Below are 15,658 nucleotides of genomic sequence, written 5' to 3' on the forward strand. Positions count from 1 at the left end.
CTATACCAGGGGTATCCGGTTCACCAACCGTGAGGCGGAAATCTTGTTCCGCCGGAAGTTGCCCCAAACTGCGCATCCTATTGCTCTGCTTGGGAAAAACGATTTCTCTGGCGCTTGTGCGCTTTTCGTGTATGGTGCGCCATCTTTTCGAGGGTCATGCCCCGAAAGACGCGTCCGAGTTCGGACCGCGCTGGACGACATCCCGGCCCGGCCCATCCGGATGCCCCGGACCTGAAGCCCAAAGGCCCAAGGTCTCCTGACAAAACCAACCTGAAAGGATTGACGATGTCGATTACGGCCGAGCGCAAGAACGCGCTTGTTAAGGAATTCGCCCAGAAGGCTGGCGATACAGGCTCCCCCGAGGTGCAGGTCGCCATTCTCACCGAGCGTATCAACAACCTGACCGGTCACTTCAAGAGCCACACGAAGGACAACCATTCCCGTCGTGGCCTCCTGAAGATGGTGTCGGCCCGCCGTTCGCTTCTCGACTACCTGAAGAAGAAGGACGAGAGCCGCTACCGCACGCTGATCGAGAAGCTCGGCATTCGCCGCTAAGCTTCTTCGGAAAACTTCCGTCCGGAGCCCGGCTCCGGACGGTTTCTCCAACACTGCGAGGCTTCCAAGTCCCGGTGTTTTCTAAGGAGGCGGCAGACACGATGACCATGGCAGGATCGCAAGAGGCTTGGGAGGCGGGCAAGCCCGCCTGCGCGAGCCTCTCGCCGTCTTGCTCATGGCATCGAGCCCCCGCCCCGCTGTCATGAAAGACACGCTATGTTCGATATCCAACGCGAAGAACTGATCTGGGCCGGGCGCAAGCTCGTGCTCGAAACGGGCAAGATGGCCCGCCAGGCCGACGGCGCCGTCGTCGCCACCTACGGTGAAACCACCGTTCTCGCCACCGTCGTCTCGGCCAAGGAGCCGAAGCCGGGCTTCGATTTCTTCCCGCTCACGGTGAACTACCAGGAGCGTACCTATGCGGCCGGCCGTATTCCGGGCGGCTATTTCAAGCGCGAAGGCCGTCCGACCGAGAAGGAGACCCTGGTCTCCCGCCTCATCGACCGTCCGATCCGCCCCCTCTTCGTCGAGGGCTACAAGAACGACACCCAGGTCGTCGTGACCGTGCTCTCGCACGATCTCGAGAACGATCCCGACATCGTCGCCATGGTGGCGGCCTCCGCGGCCCTCACCCTCTCGGGCGTTCCTTTCATGGGCCCAGTGGGCGCGGCACGCGTCGGCTATATCGGCGGCCAGTACAAGCTGAACCCGCCGGTCCAGGAGATGGAGGATTCCGCTCTCGACCTCGTGGTCGCCGGCACGTCGGAAGCCGTGCTCATGGTCGAGTCCGAGGCCAAGGAACTGCCCGAGGACGTGATGCTCGGCGCCGTGATGTTCGGCCACAAGCACTTCCAGCCGGTGATCGAGGCCATCATCCGCTTGGCCGAGAAGGCCGCCAAGGAACCCCGCGACTTCCAGCCGGCGGACGTCTCCGACGTCGAGAAGGCCGTTCTCGAGATCGCCGAGGCCGACCTGCGCGAGGCCTACAAGATCACCAAGAAGCAGGACCGCTACGCCGCCGTCGACGCCGTCAAGGCGAAGGTGATGGAGGCGTTGGTTCCGGCCGAGGGCGAAGCCAAGTTCGACCCCGAGAAGGTCAAGGCCGTCTTCAAGGACGCCCAGGCCAAGGTCGTGCGCTGGAACATCCTCGACACGGGTAACCGCATCGACGGCCGTGACCTGAAAACCGTTCGTCCGATCCAGTCGGAAGTCGGCGTCCTGCCGCGCACCCACGGTTCGGCCGTGTTCACCCGCGGCGAGACCCAGGCCCTGGTCGTGACCACGCTGGGCACCGGCGAGGACGAGCAGTTCATCGACGAGCTGGAGGGCACCCGCAAGGAAACCTTCCTGCTGCACTACAACTTCCCGCCCTATTCCGTCGGCGAGACCGGCCGCATGGGCTCGCCCGGCCGCCGCGAGATCGGCCACGGCAAGCTCGCCTGGCGCGCCATCCACCCGATGCTGCCGGCCAGCCACGAGTTCCCCTACACGATCCGCGTCGTGTCGGAGATCACCGAGTCGAACGGCTCCTCCTCCATGGCGTCCGTCTGCGGCGCCTCGCTGGCCCTGATGGATGCGGGCGTTCCCCTGCGCCGTCCGGTGGCAGGCATCGCCATGGGCCTCATCCTCGAAGGTGAGCGCTTCGCAGTCCTGTCCGACATTCTCGGCGACGAGGATCACCTCGGCGACATGGACTTCAAGGTGGCCGGAACGGAGCAGGGCATCACCTCGCTCCAGATGGACATCAAGATCGCCGGCATCACCGAGGAGATCATGCGCGTGGCCCTCGATCAGGCTCAGGCCGGCCGGACGCACATCCTGGCCGAGATGAACAAGGCCCTGACGGCTCCGCGCGCCGAGCTCGGCGAGCATGCCCCACGCATCGAGACCATGCAGATCCCGGTCGACAAGATCCGCGAGGTCATCGGTTCGGGCGGCAAGGTCATCCGCGAGATCGTGGAGAAGACCGGCGCCAAGATCGACATCAACGACGACGGTCTCATCAAGATCGCGTCCGCCGACGGCAAGTCGATCAAGGCGGCCTACAACTGGATCCGCTCCATCGTGGCCGAGCCCGAGATCAACACGATCTACGAGGGCACGGTCGTGAAGGTGATGGAGTTCGGCGCCTTCGTGAACTTCTTCGGGTCCCGCGACGGCCTCGTCCACATCTCCGAGCTTGCCAAGAACCGTGTTGGCAAGGTCACCGACGTGGTCAAGGAAGGCGACAAGGTGAAGGTGAAGTTCCTCGGCATGGACGAGCGCGGCAAGGTCCGTCTCTCCATGAAGGTGGTCAACCAGGAGACCGGCGAGGACATCACCGAGCAGCTCAAGGCCGAGCGCGACGCCGAGCGCGCCCAGCGCGATCAGCAGAAGGCTGCCGGGGAGTAAAGCTTCGCCACAGAGTTGCAAAAGGCGGCCTTTGGGCCGCCTTTTTTATTGTGCCTTAACATGGAGGGTGATAAATCCTAGGGCTATGTGAAACGATATAGCATACAAAACCATGACGTTCTTGATCACGCGGATCGGCCCTCAGACAATCGTGAGCGAGCAGGATATTTCCTATTGTAAGGTCCTGCCCTTGTCCGACGGCTACATCAACGTGTGGGTCGAATTGAACGATATCGACTTCAACTTTTACGTCTATCAGCAACGGTTCGATGCGAATGGCAACGCTCTAAGCTCGAAGACCGTCATCCAAAATCGAGATATCACAATCGGCAGGTACGACACCGCTCTTCTTGCCAATGGCCATTATGTCTTGATTTGGCGATCCGCCGGTGAAATCCATCAACAGATCTTCGACCTTAACGGCAACCCAAAAACGGCTGACATCCTCGTAGAAGATAGTCGAGATGATTCCTCTATCTCGATAATAGCCGTAACTGCGTTTCCGGATGGGAAGTACTCCATCACATGGGAATGGGACGATACTTCTGATTTTACAGCGGATAAAATCTATCACCGTATATTCGATGCAGATGGCGGCGCTGTAAGAACGGATATCCTTGAAGGTGATACATTTTTCAGGCCGGCTATCTTAGCTTTCGCCGATGGCGGGTATGTCGTTGCGCGGCAATCCATTGGGCCGAATGCGCTCGACAGATCCATCTTACTCCGCGTCTATGATGCTGTCGGCAACGCTGGTGAAGATCTGATCATCGATCAAAATCCCTGGTATGACCCTGAGCTAACAACAACGGCTCTCGCCAGCGGTAAGTATGTTCTCACTTGGCTTTCGGATCGGAATCGTGATGGGACCCAAGAAATTTATCAACGTTTGTTTACAGCAGATGGGGAATTTTTGGGCGCCGAGATCCTGGTCAAGGATACGACCTTAGGTATTCGGGGATCGCCGGAGGTCACCGCCCTCAACAATGGGGGGTATGTTGTCGTATGGGAAAGATATGGTGGCCAAGGAGGAGTTTTTAAGCGTCAGTACGATGCCGATGGCTTAGCCACGGAACCGGAAACATTGGTCAGCGCCCCAGGCGACAATCTTGCTGGAAAGCCAGAGGTAACGAGCCTTGCCAATGGCACTTACATCGTCACATGGGTAGGTCGCGACGGAGCTTATAGTCAATCATTCGACATAAACGGCAATCGGATAGGGCATGCCATACTCATCAGCGATCAATGGTCAAGCTCATCCTTTTCAATCACTCCAACAGCTCTGCCTGACGGAAGCCATGTTGTGACGTGGGAGATATACGGGAGCATCTCCCAACATTTCTTTGACAACACGGCCTTGCCGTCGTTGACGCCCGGCAGGGAATGGGCGCTGGGAACAGAAGGAAATGACCTTCTCTCAATTGCACCTCAAACCCTGACTGCCGGTGACATTCTTGAGGCTCTCGGGGGCCTCGACACGCTTCAGCTTGAGACTGGGGGTTACTTGGATCTTCGAGCAGCGGCGAAAGTGAGCGGCTTCGAGGTTCTGATCGGCTCAAGCGGTGACGATGTCATCGCCACTGATGTGTCCCGCATTGCGTCGTTCTCTACCTTTGATCTTGGCTCTGGCTTCGATGTTTTCCGATTGATGGTCGAAGGACATTGCGACCTGCGTGGGCTTCCGCCGTTGAAGGGTGTCGAGGAGCTTCAGGTCCAAGGCTCCAATCTAGATGACTCCATCGTTGCCGACGTGAAATTCGGCTCAGTTTTGGCACTTGATCTAGGCTCTGGTACTGACCGTCTTGAATTAGGAGCTGCAGGCACTTACAATTTACAGGGCGTAAGAAACGTAGAGGAAATCAAGGGCACAATACGCAATGACGTTCTTGTCTTGGATCAGAATGTCCTAAGCGCCGTAGTGGCTATCGATCTTGATCGTGGCTCGGATGCCCTGGAGCTCGCAGGCGGCGGTACCTTCCGTCTTTCTCCTTCTCATCTCAAAGGCATTGAGACAATTGTTGTGTCGAATGGCTTCACGACAAAAGTCATCGGCACTGGTCTTCCGGATGTCGTCGTTGGAGGGTCAGGGCAGGATCATGTCGTCGGAGGTGCCGGCAAGGACCAACTCTCGTCCGAAGGCGGCGATGACCGCGTCGATGGCGGCTCTGATGGAGATCGGCTGACGGGCGGAAACGGGAAAGATGCCTTTGTCTTCACCTCTCGGCCAGGACTTTCGAACGTTGACACGATCACGGACTTCAACGTGAGGGACGATTCGATCTGGCTCGACAACGCGGTTTTCCGCAATGTTGGTAAGGGAACGCTGGCCAAGCCCATGAAGTTGAAACCTGACGCTTTCGTCATCGGCAAAGAGGCCAAGGATGCGGAAGATCGCATCATCTACAACAAAGCCGCCGGTAAGCTCTCGTACGATCCAGACGGGTCCGGATCTGCGAATGCCATCAAGTTTGCACAGATCAAGAAGGGGCTCTCTCTGAAGAGCACAGACTTCTTCGTGATCTGAGTCCGTGCTGTTCTCTCAATCGACCATTGCACAGAGGCAGCCGCGCTTTCTTACGGCCTCTGCGGAAAAGCAGTTTCGCTCCTGCTCATCACCAAACTCCCCACCTCCGGGATGATCCAGCTCCCCAACGGCGCCGCCCTGCCCCTGATCTGGACGATCTGGCGGTCGCGGTCGGAGAGGTCGAGGCCGGCGCGCAGGGCAAGGTCTTCGGAGATCACCAGCTCCACGTTGAGTTCTTTGGCGAGGCCCTCAAGGCGGCTCGCGGCGTTGATGGTGTCGCCCACGGCCGTCAGGCTGGTGGCCTGGCCGTAGCCCATCTGCCCGACGATGGCGGGACCGGCATGGAGGCCCATGGCGATCTTCAGGGGATGCTCGAATTCGCTTTCATATTCCTCGTTGAGATGGACGAGCGCCGTCTTGATCCGCAGCGCCGCATCGAGGGCCTGTCTGGCCGCCTGCTGCGGAGACGTGCGCAGGCCGAAGAGGGCGAGCACCCCGTCGCCGATGAACTTGTCGATGTAGCCGCCTGCATCCTCGACGGCTTCGCCCACCGCCTCGAAATAGCGGTTGAGGATGAAGACCGTGTCGAAGGGGAGGCGCCGCTCGGCAAGGCTCGTGAAGCCGCGCAGGTCGCAGAACAGCACGGCGATCTCCTGCTCCTGGCCTTGGGCCCGGCCGGCGCGCACGAGCGAGGTCACGCCGTTGCGCCCCGTGGACAGGATCGGCACCACCGAGACGTCGTGGGTCGGCCGAAACTGGCAGGCGAGGCGCACATGGGGGCCGGCCTTGATGCGCGCGAGCGTGCCCCGCTCTTGGGGCGTGGGCGGCGGTTGCCTCTGATGGCCGTCGAGCACCCGAACCCGGCAGGTGGAGCAGCGCCCTCGCCCGCCGCAGACGGAGAGGTGCGGAATGCCCGCGATGCGGCTTGCCTCCAGAACGCTGAAGCCGAGCGGCACGGTCGCAACCTGATCGTTGGGATAGAAGACGCGCACCCGCCGCGACCACAGAAGCCCGCTGCGGATGAAGCGGCCAGCCACTGTGGCGGCGACCAATCCGCCGAAGAAGGCATAAAGCGCAGGCGCGATCATCGGCAGGATGTCGGACCCGGGAGGAGGTGGCGTTCGGAGGAACGGCTCCGGCGCTTCCGCGATCTCCCTTCCCGCTCCGGCAAAGCCGAGGAGCGCCAGGACCGGGACGAGGACGGCGCCCGTGTAGAGGACGAGCGCATAGCCCGGGAACCAGGTTTTCGGCCGCAGCCAGAAATAGACCCCGAGGCAACCATGGAGCCAGGCGATGACGAGGGCGGCAGCCTGCCGGGCACCGATTTCCGGATTGAGGACCCAGAGATTCCTGACCACTTCGGGATAGCCGGAATCGTGCCCGGTCAGGGCCCATTCGATCCGGGTTCCGACCACATGGGCGATCAACAGGAACGGCAGGCTCAGGCCCAGCGTGAGCTGGGCCGCCTCGCGCCAGGGCATGCGCAGGGTCCGGCGCCGGTAGAGCGCCTGCAGGGCCAGCAGGAAATGGACGAGGACCGATCCGTACAGGAGGAGCGTGCCGACGGGATTTCGCCACAGGCGATTGAACCAGGCGCGGCCGGCCTCCATGGCCTCCACCGAGATCAGTCCGAGGGCGTGATTGCTGAAATGGGTGAGGAGAAAGAGGCCAAGCACCAGCCCCGTGACCAGACGGATTTCGCGCGTACGGATCGGGATCTCCGAAGCGGGGGCTTCAGGGGCCACTTTGGCTTGCGGGCTTTTCATACGCGTCTTTCACATGGGCCGGTCGGCAAGAGCAATCGGGCTTGCCTGCCGCTATGCAGTTGCACCAAGGTGCCGGTTGTCAAATCACGATCCCGCACCGGCTCCTCACCTCATGTCCCATACGATCACCACCCTGTCCGAACTCGAAGCCCTCTATGGAGAGGTCAACAAGGCGTCCCTTCTGAAGGAAACGGATCGGATCGTGCCCGAATATCGGGCCTTCATCGAGGCCGCGCCCTTCGTGACGTTGGCGACGCGCGGGCCGGAGGGGCTCGACTGCTCGCCCCGCGGCGACGGTCCCGGCTTCGTGCGGGTGCAGGACGAAAAGACCCTGCTCCTGCCCGACCGGCGCGGCAACAACCGCATCGATTCGCTGCGCAACATCGTGCGCGACCCGAGCGTCGCCCTGCTGTTCCTGATCCCGGGCATCGGCGAGACCCTGCGCGTCAACGGCCGGGCGACGATCTCGGTCGAGCCGGCCCTGCTCGACGGCTTCGCCATCGACGGCAAGGCGCCGAGATCCGTCATCGCGATCGCCGTCGAGGCGGTCTTTTTCCAATGCGCTCGCGCGATCCTGCGCTCGGACCTGTGGAATCCGGACAAGCACGTGGCCCGCGCCTCGTTGCCGAGCGCCGGCCAGATCCTCGCTGCCTTGTCCAACGACCAAGTGGGCGGCGAGGCCTATGACAGGGCACTGCCGGAGCGGCAGCGGTCGAGTCTCTACTGAGGCCGACGCTCTTGACCTGAAGCCCCCTGCCCCCGAAAAGGCAGATCCCACCTGTTCTGGAAAAGGCACAAGGACATTCCATGACGATCCAACGCATCAAGCCCGGCCCGCGCATGAGCGGCGCCGTCGTTCACGGCAACACGGTCTACCTCGCCGGCCAGGTCGCCAACCAGACCGCCGGGCAAAGCGTCACCGAGCAGACGAAGGAAATCCTCGCGATCATCGATAGCCTGCTCAACGAGGCCGGCACCGACAAGTCGAAGATCCTGATGGCCAATATCTGGCTCACCGACATGGGCACGTTCCAGGAGATGAATGCGGTGTGGGATGCCTGGGTGTCGGCCGGCAACACGCCTGCCCGCGCGACCGTCGAGGCGAAGCTCGCGGCTCCGGCCTTCAAGGTCGAAATCGCCGTCATCGCGGCGAAGTAAGATCTCGAAAAAAGAAGCGGGCCGTTTGGCCCGCTCCGTCCGTTCATGCTTTCTGGCGTTACGGGCAGGGATGACGCAGGCCGTCGTAGCCGAGATAGGTGCCCGAGGCCGGATCGTAGGACCGGTAGCGCTGGGCGCAATAGGCGGCGGTGTTGCTGCCATAGACTGGCGCTGCCTGAGCCTGCGATTGGGCGATGGCGCCGCCGATGATCGCACCGGTGGCAAGACCGATGGCACCCGCTGCGGCAGCTGAGCCATAATCGCGACGGTAATAGCCGGGGCCGTAATAGCCGTACCGTGGACCATAGTAGCCACGGCGCGGGCCGTAATAGCGGCGCTCCACGTAGCGCGGGCCACCACCGCGATAGGCACGCCGGATGGCGCGTCCACGGTAGTAGTCCTGAACGTAGGTAACGTTCAGGTCGCCGTTGCGCACTGCGGCGGCAAGCTGATCGATGGGCATGGTCCGCGTCTCGGCAGCGGAAGCCGGAGCGGCAAAGCCAAGAGTACTAAGGACTGCCGTGGCGGCGGCAGCCAAGACGAACTTACGCATGAGTTTACTCCTCCAATCGTGGGAGGCGAACGCGAGACGCCCGCAGGTCGTTCCGCCTTCGAGGAACCTCGGGCTATCTCTCGCGCGAACGTGAGGATGGATGATCCCTCGCGGCGATCTCGGGCTTCATGGCGGGAACCCGCCTGCCCTCTAGCCGCCCCTGCCCGGTCGGACAGAGATCGAGAATGGCGCAGCGTCCGCAGGCCGGATTGCTGAAGAAACAGCAGCGCTGGCCGTGCAGCATCATGACCTCGTGGTGGTCGTAGACCGCCTGAGCGTCCCAATCCTCGGGCAGCAGGGCGGCGAGCGCCGCATGGGACGGCCCGACCGCCGTCGATTGCGGGATCAGCCCGCTGCGCTGCGCGACCCGGTGATGGTGGCTGTCGACGGGCAGAGCCGCCTTTCGCAGCATCGAAAACGACAGCACCGCCGCGCTGGTCTTCGGCCCAATTCCCGGAATGCTCTCAAGCCACGCCCGCGCCTCCTCGACCGGCATGGCGCCGAGGAAGTCGAGCGAGAGGCTGCCGTGCCGCTCCTCGATGGCGTGCAGCACCGTCTGCAGGCGCGGCGCCTTCTGCTCCGGCCAGGTCACGCCCTGGATCGTCTCCTCCACCTCCTCCGTCGGCGCGTTCATCATGGCGCGCCAATCGGGATAGCGGGCCCTCAGCGCCTTGAAGGCGCGGCCGGAATCCGCATTGCGGGTGCGGTGGGAGAGAAGGGACGAGATCAACTCGCTCAAGGGATCGAGGGAATGGAAATAGGGAATCGGGCAGCCATACACCTCGCAGAGGCGCTGGTGGATGATCAGCGCCTTCGCCTTGAGATCCTGCAGGTCCGGATTCATCCCGGGGCAAGTCGCGAATCAGGAGAGTGGTTCCATATCCCACACTGTCATTCCGGGCTCTCGCTGCGCTCGCCCCGGAATGATAACACGGGTGTCTTCAAAGAATGAACCGGCTCAGATCCGTGTTCTTCGCCAGCGACTCCACCTCGCCGCGCACGTAAGCGGCGTCGATGGTGACCGTCTCGCCCGAGCGATCGGGGGCCGTGAAGGAGACGTCGTCGAGCACGCGCTCGAGCACCGTCTGCAGGCGGCGGGCGCCGATGTTCTCGACCGAGCTGTTCACGTCGACGGCCACCTGGGCCAGCGCATCGATGGCATCGTCCGTGAAGACGAGGTCCACGCCCTCGGTGTGCATCAGCGCCACCGACTGCTTGATGAGGCTCGCTTCGGTCTCGGTGAGGATGCGCTTGAAATCCTCCACCGTCAGCGGGGCGAGCTCGACACGGATCGGCAGGCGGCCCTGCAGCTCCGGCAGCAGGTCCGACGGCTTCGATACGTGGAACGCCCCCGAGGCGATGAAGAGGATGTGGTCGGTCTTCACCGGACCATACTTCGTCGACACGGTGGTGCCCTCGATCAGCGGCAGCAGGTCGCGCTGCACGCCCTCGCGCGACACGTCCGCGCCGGTGCGGCCTTCGCGGCCGGCGATCTTGTCGATCTCGTCGAGGAACACGATGCCGTTGTTCTCCACCTGGCGCAGGGCCTCCTGGACGATGGCATCCTGGTCGATCAGCTTGTCGGCCTCCTCCGTCACCAGCGGCTCGTAGGCCTCACGCACAGTGGTGCGGCGCGTCTTCGCGCGCCCGCCGCCGAAAGCCTTGCCGAACATGTCGGAGAGGTTGATCGCACCCACCGATGCACCGGGCATGCCGGGGATCTCGAACATGGGCATCCCCTGCCCTCCGCCCGACTGCAGCTCGACCTCGATCTCCTTGTCGTCGAGCTCGTTGGCGCGCAGCTTGCGGCGGAAGGAATCGCGGGTGACGGCGCTCGCCGTGGAGCCGACCAGCGCATCGAGCACGCGCTCCTCTGCGGCGATGTGGGCCTTGGCCTGCACCTGCCGTCGGCGTTCCTCCTTCACGAGGCCGATGCCGATCTCGACCAGATCGCGCACGATCTGCTCCACGTCGCGGCCCACATAGCCGACCTCGGTGAACTTGGTCGCCTCGACCTTGATGAAGGGCGCGCCGGCGAGCTTGGCGAGGCGCCGCGAGATCTCGGTCTTACCGCACCCGGTCGGGCCGATCATGAGAATGTTCTTCGGCGCCACCTCCTCGCGCAAGCTGCCTTCGAGCTGCTGCCGGCGCCAGCGGTTGCGCAGGGCAATGGCGACAGCGCGCTTGGCGTCGTGCTGGCCCACGATGTAGCGGTCGAGTTCGGAAACGATTTCGCGGGGAGAAAACGTGGTCATGAGATGTCTTGGCTCAAAGGGTGATCGTCATCCCCGGACCTGGTCCGGGGATCCACGCCTTCCGGCATGGAGAGGTTTAAAGACGTGGACGGCCGGGACAAGCCCGGCCATGACGGGCATTCAGGTTTCATCGAGCGTTTCGATGACGATGTTCGCGTTGGTATAGACGCAGATCTCGGCCGCAATGGCGAGTGAGCGGCGCACGATGGCTTCCGCGTCCATCTGGGAATCGGCGAGCGCCCGCGCGGCAGCCAAGGCATAATTGCCGCCGGACCCGATGGCCATGATGCCGTTTTCCGGCTCCAGCACGTCGCCGGCGCCGGAGAGCAGCAGGCCGACATCCTTGTCGGCCACCAGCATCATCGCCTCCAGGCGGCGCAGGTAGCGGTCGGTGCGCCAGTCTTTGGTGAGCTCGACGCAGGCGCGGGTGAGCTGGCCGGGATATTGCTCGAGCTTGGCCTCGAGGCGCTCGAACAGGGTGAAGGCATCGGCCGTGGAGCCGGCAAAGCCGCCGATCACGCCGCCTTTGGCCAGCCGGCGGACTTTGCGCGCATTGCCCTTCACGACCGTCTGGCCGAGGCTCACCTGCCCGTCACCGCCGATGACAACGCGGCCGCCCTTGCGGACCATGAGGATCGTGGTGGCATGCATGCGGGGGGTGGCGTCTTCGGACACGGGAACAGGACTCCGGCAGGCGGGAAATGATCGAAGGCAGAAAGGGCCGTTTCAAGGCCTGACTTAATCATTCGTCGGCCAAAAGCAACGCGGGTGGCATTTCTCGCCGCGGCTTGCTAGAGCATCGGACCCGAAAGTGGATTTGCACTTTCGGGATCCATCCGATGCTCCTTCTTCGATGGGCACATCGTCAGAATCGGAAAACCGGATCCACTTTTCCGGACGATGTGCTAGAAGGCCCGGTCTCTTGTTCCGCAAAGGATTTTGATGATGCGCTCCGCGAGCGTCAGCCGTCGCACCGCCGAGACCGATGTCGCTGTGTCGATCGCCCTCGATGGCACCGGCAAGGCCGAGATCTCCACGGGAGTCGGCTTCCTCGACCATATGCTCGAACTGTTCGCCCGACACGGTCTCTTCGACCTGACCGTGAAGGTGACCGGCGATCTGCATGTGGACCAGCATCATACCACCGAAGACACCGGAATTGCCTTAGGCCAGGCCATCCTGCAGGCGCTTGGCGATAAAAAGGGCATCTCGCGCTATGCCGACATCCATCTGCCGATGGACGAGACCTTGACGCGCGTCGCCCTCGACATCTCGGGCCGCCCTTTCCTGGTGTTCCGGACCACCTTCCCGACAGAGAAGATCGGCGTGTTCGACACCGAGCTGGTGCGCGAGTTCTTCCAAGCCTTCGCCATCAATGCGGGGCTGACGCTCCACGTGGAGACGCTCTACGGCGAGAACAGCCACCATATCGCCGAGAGCTGCTTCAAGGGCTTGGCACGGGCCTTGCGTCAGGCCGTGGCACTGGACCCAAGGGAAGAGGGCCGCGTTCCCTCCACCAAGGGAACGCTCTAAAAACCCGTCAGCGCATCGTGCGGAAAAGTGGATCCGGTTTTCCGCGCCTAACGATGCGCCATTTTAGGAACTGGAGCATCGGATGGATCCCAAATGTGCCTTCCACTTTTGGGTCCGATGCTCGAAGAGACGTCTTGTCCGGCGGGCACGCCAGCGTCACCTCACCGGACAGGCCTGAGGAAACGTCATGACCACCTATACCCTGCACCTTCCGCGCGATGCGCGGCCGGGTGATCCGAGTGCTTTGGACCGGTCCGAGCTCGTGAAGGACGCCTTTTCCTGGGGCGCCTTCTTCTTCACCTTCCTGTGGTTCTTCTTTCATCGGCTCTGGCTCGCCGGGTTCGGCGTGCTGATCCTCGTCCTCGCCTTCGGCGGCCTCATGGCCGTGCTCGACGTGCATCCGCTCGCCGGCTCCGTCGCGCAGCTCCTGCTCCAGGGCCTGATCGGGCTCGAGGCCAACAGCCTGCGGCGCTGGACCCTGGCCCGCCGCGGCCTCTCCATGGTCGACGCGGTGACGGCCGAGGACCAGGACGAGGCGGAGGCCAGGGCCTTCGCCCGCTGGCTCGGGGCCAAGCCGTCCTCCCTGCCCCGCCCTCCGGCGTCTTCGCCGGTCCTGTCCACCCCGAGGCGGTCCGAGCCGGTGATCGGCCTCTTCCCCGATGCGGAGCGTCCCCGGTGAGCGTCGTCATCATCGATTACGGGTCCGGCAACCTGCACTCCGCCGCCAAGGCCTTCGAGCGGGCGGCCCGGGAGGCGGAGCTCGATCTGTCCGTCGCCGTCTCGTCCGACCCGAACCTCGTGGCCCGGGCCGACCGGATCGTGCTGCCGGGCGTCGGCGCATTCGCCGATTGCCGCCACGGCCTCGATTCCGTGCCCGGCATGGTGGAAGTGCTGCAAAGGCGCGTCCACGAGGACAAGCGCCCCTTCTTCGGCATCTGCGTCGGCATGCAGCTCATGGCGACGCGCGGCCTCGAGCACACCACGAGCTACGGCCTCGACTGGATCCCGGGCGACGTGAAGGCCATCCAACCCGGCGATCCATCGCTCAAGATTCCGCATATGGGCTGGAACACGCTGACCCTGGTAAAGCCGCACCCGCTGCTCGATGGCATCCCGACCGGGCCGGACGGGCTGCACGCCTATTTCGTGCATTCCTACGCGCTCTCGCCCGCGGACCCGGACGACGTGGTCGCCACCGCCGATTACGGCGGTCCGGTCACGGCCATCGTCGGACGGGACAACCTCGTCGGCACCCAGTTTCATCCCGAGAAGAGCCAGGCGCTCGGCCTCAAGCTCATCGCCAATTTTCTGAGGTGGCGCCCGTGATCCTCTATCCTGCGATCGATCTCAAAGAGGGCCGCTGCGTCCGCCTCGTCCAGGGCGACATGGACCAGGCGACCGTGTTCAACGACGACCCGGCCGACCAGGCCGCCACCTTCGAGGCTCAGGGCTTCGAATGGCTGCACGTGGTCGATCTCGACGGAGCCTTTGCCGGTAAGCCGATGAATGCCGCGGCGGTCGAGACCATTCTCCGGCGCGTGAGCATCCCCGTGCAGCTCGGCGGCGGCATCCGCGACATGAAGACCGTGGAGGGCTGGCTCGCCAAGGGCGTGTCCCGCGTGATCATCGGCACGGCGGCCGTGCGCGATCCCGCCTTCGTGCGGGAGGCCGCTCGCCTCCATCCGGGCAAGATCGCCGTGGGCATCGACGCCAAGGACGGATTGGTTGCCGTGGAGGGCTGGGCCCAGACCTCGACCCTGTCGGCGGAAGAGCTCGGCCGCCGGTTCGAGGATGCGGGCGTCGCCGCGCTCATCTACACGGATATCGCCCGCGACGGCATCCTCAAGGGCCTCAACTTCCCGATGACCTTGGGATTGGCGCGCGCCGTCTCGATCCCGGTCATCGCCTCGGGAGGTCTCGCCTCCATGGCCGATATCGAGCGCCTGACCCAACCCGACTGCGCCGTCCTCAACGGCGCCATCTCCGGCCGCGCCCTCTACGACGGGCGCATCGACCCGGAGGAAGCGCTGGCGCTGCTGCGCTCCGTGCGCAAGGAGCCCGCCTGATGCTCAAGGTGCGTCTCATTCCCTGTCTGGATGTCAAGGACGGGCGCGTCGTGAAGGGCGTGCAGTTCGTCGACCTGGTCGATGCGGGCGATCCGGTGGAAGCCGCCAAAGCTTATGACGCGGCCGGGGCCGACGAGCTCTGCTTCCTCGACATCACGGCGAGCCACGAGGCGAGGGGGATCCTGCTCGACGTGGTGCAGCGCACGGCAGAGGCCTGCTTCATGCCGCTCACCGTGGGCGGCGGCGTGCGCAGTGTCGAGGACATCCGCAGGCTGCTGCTCGCCGGGGCCGACAAGGTCTCGATCAACACCGCTGCCGTGAAGAACCCGGATTTCGTGCGCGAGGCGGCTGAAAAATTCGGCAATCAATGCATCGTCGTGGCCATCGACGCCAAGAAGGTGTCGGGGGATGGCGAACCTCCGCGCTGGGAAATCTTCACCCATGGCGGGCGCAACGCCACGGGCATCGACGCCATCGCGTTCGCCCGGCAGGTGGCGGAGCTCGGGGCAGGGGAGCTGCTCGTCACCTCCATGGACCGGGACGGCACCAAGGGCGGCTATGATCTGGCGCTGGTGCGCGCCATCGCGGACGCGGTTGCCGTGCCGGTCATCGCGTCCGGCGGCGTCGGCAACCTCGACCATCTCGTCGACGGTGTCGAGAAGGGCCATGCCAGCGCGGTGCTCGCCGCCTCGATCTTCCACTTCGGCACGCATACGATCGGCGAGGCCAAGGGCTACATGGCCGAGAAGGGCCTGAGGATGCGCCTCGACGAGCCGGCGCAGGGTACGGCCGTCCGAAGGGCAGACAGGGCTCTGTCATAAGTGCCGTACCTTCCGACCGGAAGGATGCATCGAGCA

At 63.5% G+C, this 15,658-nt stretch carries 15 protein-coding genes; 10 read left to right on the forward strand and 5 right to left on the reverse strand.

The window, feature by feature from the left end:
• Positions 1–285: 285 nt before the first annotated feature.
• From rpsO to VB672_RS17430, 3 genes are all read left to right on the forward strand, one after another.
• Positions 286–555: a 30S ribosomal protein S15 gene (gene rpsO, locus VB672_RS17420; protein ID WP_173948757.1), complete on the forward strand. Its 270-nt coding sequence runs from the start codon at positions 286–288 to the stop codon at positions 553–555.
• A 216-nt stretch (positions 556–771) separates the two neighbouring features.
• Positions 772–2,946 (forward strand): polyribonucleotide nucleotidyltransferase, encoded by a 2,175-nt coding sequence (gene pnp, locus VB672_RS17425; protein ID WP_329785464.1) that lies wholly within the window; start codon positions 772–774, stop codon positions 2,944–2,946.
• Between the two features lie 112 nt (positions 2,947–3,058).
• Positions 3,059–5,470 (forward strand): calcium-binding protein, encoded by a 2,412-nt coding sequence (locus VB672_RS17430; protein WP_329785465.1) that lies wholly within the window; start codon positions 3,059–3,061, stop codon positions 5,468–5,470.
• 50 nt (positions 5,471–5,520) lie between these two features.
• Here the strand turns inward: VB672_RS17430 and VB672_RS17435 are convergent, their stop codons facing one another.
• Positions 5,521–7,236: an adenylate/guanylate cyclase domain-containing protein gene (locus VB672_RS17435; protein ID WP_329785466.1), complete on the reverse strand. Its 1,716-nt coding sequence runs from the start codon at positions 7,234–7,236 to the stop codon at positions 5,521–5,523.
• A gap of 112 nt (positions 7,237–7,348) precedes the next feature.
• On the opposite strand from VB672_RS17435, the gene VB672_RS17440 reads away from it, so the two are divergent.
• On the forward strand, positions 7,349–7,963 hold the full coding sequence (locus tag VB672_RS17440; protein ID WP_329785467.1) for a pyridoxamine 5'-phosphate oxidase family protein: 615 nt from the start codon (positions 7,349–7,351) through the stop codon (positions 7,961–7,963).
• Positions 7,964–8,043: 80 nt separating this feature from the next.
• Positions 8,044–8,394 carry a RidA family protein gene (locus VB672_RS17445; protein ID WP_329785468.1) on the forward strand — a complete coding sequence of 117 codons (351 nt, stop codon included), beginning with the start codon at positions 8,044–8,046 and terminating at the stop codon, positions 8,392–8,394.
• 58 nt (positions 8,395–8,452) lie between these two features.
• Here the strand turns inward: VB672_RS17445 and VB672_RS17450 are convergent, their stop codons facing one another.
• From VB672_RS17450 to hslV, 4 genes are all read right to left on the reverse strand, one after another.
• The gene (locus tag VB672_RS17450; protein ID WP_329785469.1) at positions 8,453–8,947 is read right to left on the reverse strand and encodes a BA14K family protein; all 495 of its coding nucleotides are present in this window, start codon (positions 8,945–8,947) and stop codon (positions 8,453–8,455) included.
• Between the two features lie 73 nt (positions 8,948–9,020).
• Positions 9,021–9,791, reverse strand: a complete 771-nt coding sequence (locus VB672_RS17455) for an endonuclease III domain-containing protein (protein WP_329785470.1) — start codon at positions 9,789–9,791, stop codon at positions 9,021–9,023.
• Between the two features lie 97 nt (positions 9,792–9,888).
• Entirely contained in the window at positions 9,889–11,202 is a 1,314-nt protein-coding gene (gene hslU, locus VB672_RS17460) for an ATP-dependent protease ATPase subunit HslU (protein ID WP_329785471.1), read from the reverse strand.
• Positions 11,203–11,322: 120 nt separating this feature from the next.
• The gene (hslV, locus tag VB672_RS17465; RefSeq protein ID WP_329785530.1) at positions 11,323–11,853 is read right to left on the reverse strand and encodes an ATP-dependent protease subunit HslV; all 531 of its coding nucleotides are present in this window, start codon (positions 11,851–11,853) and stop codon (positions 11,323–11,325) included.
• Positions 11,854–12,147: 294 nt separating this feature from the next.
• On the opposite strand from hslV, the gene hisB reads away from it, so the two are divergent.
• From hisB to hisF, 5 genes are all read left to right on the forward strand, one after another.
• On the forward strand, positions 12,148–12,735 hold the full coding sequence (gene hisB / locus VB672_RS17470; RefSeq protein WP_329785472.1) for an imidazoleglycerol-phosphate dehydratase HisB: 588 nt from the start codon (positions 12,148–12,150) through the stop codon (positions 12,733–12,735).
• Positions 12,736–12,922: 187 nt separating this feature from the next.
• Complete coding sequence (locus VB672_RS17475) at positions 12,923–13,414, forward strand: DUF2628 domain-containing protein (protein WP_329785473.1); 492 nt, start codon at positions 12,923–12,925, stop codon at positions 13,412–13,414.
• Positions 13,411–14,061 (forward strand): imidazole glycerol phosphate synthase subunit HisH, encoded by a 651-nt coding sequence (gene hisH / locus VB672_RS17480; RefSeq protein WP_329785474.1) that lies wholly within the window; start codon positions 13,411–13,413, stop codon positions 14,059–14,061. Before VB672_RS17475 ends, hisH begins: the two co-directional genes overlap by 4 nt.
• Positions 14,049–14,801, forward strand: coding sequence for a 1-(5-phosphoribosyl)-5-[(5-phosphoribosylamino)methylideneamino]imidazole-4-carboxamide isomerase (gene hisA, locus VB672_RS17485; RefSeq protein ID WP_329785475.1), 753 nt, complete (start codon positions 14,049–14,051; stop codon positions 14,799–14,801). Before hisH ends, hisA begins: the two co-directional genes overlap by 13 nt.
• Positions 14,801–15,622 (forward strand): imidazole glycerol phosphate synthase subunit HisF, encoded by an 822-nt coding sequence (gene hisF, locus VB672_RS17490; RefSeq protein WP_329785476.1) that lies wholly within the window; start codon positions 14,801–14,803, stop codon positions 15,620–15,622. Before hisA ends, hisF begins: the two co-directional genes overlap by 1 nt.
• Positions 15,623–15,658 lie beyond the last annotated feature (36 nt).

Origin of the sequence: Microvirga sp. CF3016 (assembly GCF_036314085.1) — a bacterium.
In the GTDB taxonomy this organism is placed as follows: domain Bacteria; phylum Pseudomonadota; class Alphaproteobacteria; order Rhizobiales; family Beijerinckiaceae; genus Microvirga.

Excerpts from the sequence above, each read along its gene's own strand:
- rpsO (WP_173948757.1), top strand. The coding sequence starts at position 286 with ATGTCGATTACGGCCGAGCGCAAGAACGCGCTTGTTAAGGAATTCGCC.
- pnp (WP_329785464.1), top strand. The coding sequence starts at position 772 with ATGTTCGATATCCAACGCGAAGAACTGATCTGGGCCGGGCGCAAGCTC.
- VB672_RS17430 (WP_329785465.1), top strand. The coding sequence starts at position 3,059 with ATGACGTTCTTGATCACGCGGATCGGCCCTCAGACAATCGTGAGCGAG.
- VB672_RS17435 (WP_329785466.1), bottom strand. The coding sequence starts at position 7,236 with ATGAAAAGCCCGCAAGCCAAAGTGGCCCCTGAAGCCCCCGCTTCGGAG.
- VB672_RS17440 (WP_329785467.1), top strand. The coding sequence starts at position 7,349 with ATGTCCCATACGATCACCACCCTGTCCGAACTCGAAGCCCTCTATGGA.
- VB672_RS17445 (WP_329785468.1), top strand. The coding sequence starts at position 8,044 with ATGACGATCCAACGCATCAAGCCCGGCCCGCGCATGAGCGGCGCCGTC.
- VB672_RS17450 (WP_329785469.1), bottom strand. The coding sequence starts at position 8,947 with ATGCGTAAGTTCGTCTTGGCTGCCGCCGCCACGGCAGTCCTTAGTACT.
- VB672_RS17455 (WP_329785470.1), bottom strand. The coding sequence starts at position 9,791 with ATGAATCCGGACCTGCAGGATCTCAAGGCGAAGGCGCTGATCATCCAC.
- hslU (WP_329785471.1), bottom strand. The coding sequence starts at position 11,202 with ATGACCACGTTTTCTCCCCGCGAAATCGTTTCCGAACTCGACCGCTAC.
- hslV (WP_329785530.1), bottom strand. The coding sequence starts at position 11,853 with ATGCATGCCACCACGATCCTCATGGTCCGCAAGGGCGGCCGCGTTGTC.
- hisB (WP_329785472.1), top strand. The coding sequence starts at position 12,148 with ATGCGCTCCGCGAGCGTCAGCCGTCGCACCGCCGAGACCGATGTCGCT.
- VB672_RS17475 (WP_329785473.1), top strand. The coding sequence starts at position 12,923 with ATGACCACCTATACCCTGCACCTTCCGCGCGATGCGCGGCCGGGTGAT.
- hisF (WP_329785476.1), top strand. The coding sequence starts at position 14,801 with ATGCTCAAGGTGCGTCTCATTCCCTGTCTGGATGTCAAGGACGGGCGC.